The sequence below is a fragment of the Microbacterium sp. H6 genome (assembly GCF_003314775.1).
GTDB lineage: Bacteria > Actinomycetota > Actinomycetes > Actinomycetales > Microbacteriaceae > Microbacterium > Microbacterium oxydans.
The window spans coordinates 7,309-8,388 of sequence record NZ_QOAY01000166.1 but is presented as its reverse complement, the minus strand read 5'-3'; the positions used below and the strand labels follow the sequence as shown (position 1 = coordinate 8,388).

The window sequence follows — 1,080 nt, the reverse complement described above, 5'->3', positions numbered from 1 at the left end:
GCCCCTGCGGTCGCACGGCTTCCTCCCCCGCGACGGCATCCCGCCGCAGGAGCTGCGCCGGCTCGCGAGGGAGGAGCTCTCGGCATATCCGGACGTCGAGGTGCGACGGCGCACCCGCGTCACCTCGCTTCGCCCGAGCGACGGCGGGTTCGCGGCCGAGATCGGGCGCCGCGAGGCGGAGACGACGGTGACGGCACGCGCCGTGCTGCTCGCCACCGGCCTGCGCGAGACGCTCCCCGAGGTGCCGAACCTCCGTGGCTACTACGGCATGAGTCTGTTCAGTTGCGCCGCCTGCGATGCCTGGGAGCTCCGGAGTCGTCGCCTCGCCCTCATCGGTGAGGCACCGGACATCGCCGAACGTGCCCGCCTCATCGGTCGCCTGACCGAGAACCTCACGGTGTTCACCCACGGCGCGGATGTGGTCACGGCGGAGGAGGAGGTCGAACTCGCCGCCGCCGGGATCGCGCTACGCCGGGAACCCATCGTCGAGCTCGTCGGCGACCGAGGTCAGATCGAGAGCATCCGCCTGGCTGACGGCACGACGGTCGCCATCGACGGCGGATTCGTACGCCCCGAATGGCACAGCACGCTGTCGTTCCTCGAAGGGATCGCACCGGCGACGGACGACGCCGGGCATCTGCGCATCGACCGCTCAGGGCGCACGGACGTACCCGGACTTTACGCTGCAGGCGACGCGGCGGCTCCCGGACCGCAGCAGCTGATCGTCGCAGCAGGTGCGGGCGCTCGGGTCGCGGCGGTCATGGTGCACGACTCGATCGGCGTGGCCACCGCGCACTGAACGATCATCGGCGTGAGAGCGCAACGGGACCGGACTAGGCTGACCGGCATGACGCGCGCCTTCTCGATCTCCCTGCGCCTGACCGCCGCGGCCGTCGCCACCCTGGCCGTCCTGTCCCTCAGCGGATGTCTGTACGCGCAGATCCCGACGGGCTCGCCCTCCGACGCTCCCTCCGCGGGCACGGAAACCGACGCACCGGCCGACGGCCCCTCCGGTTCGACCCTGACCTTCGCGGAAGGGCTCGATCTCACGAGCGACACCTACATCGAGTGGGGCGACGG

Annotated in this window: 1 protein-coding gene and 1 pseudogene; both read left to right on the top strand. The window is 71.3% G+C overall.

What is annotated here, in order from left to right; genetic code table 11:
• On the top strand, positions 1–799 hold a 799-nt coding region (locus DSP71_RS10370; RefSeq protein WP_147251289.1), incomplete at its 5' end, for an NAD(P)/FAD-dependent oxidoreductase.
• A 48-nt stretch (positions 800–847) separates the two neighbouring features.
• Positions 848–1,080 (top strand): annotated as a pseudogene (locus DSP71_RS22240) (hypothetical protein); the annotation flags it as partial.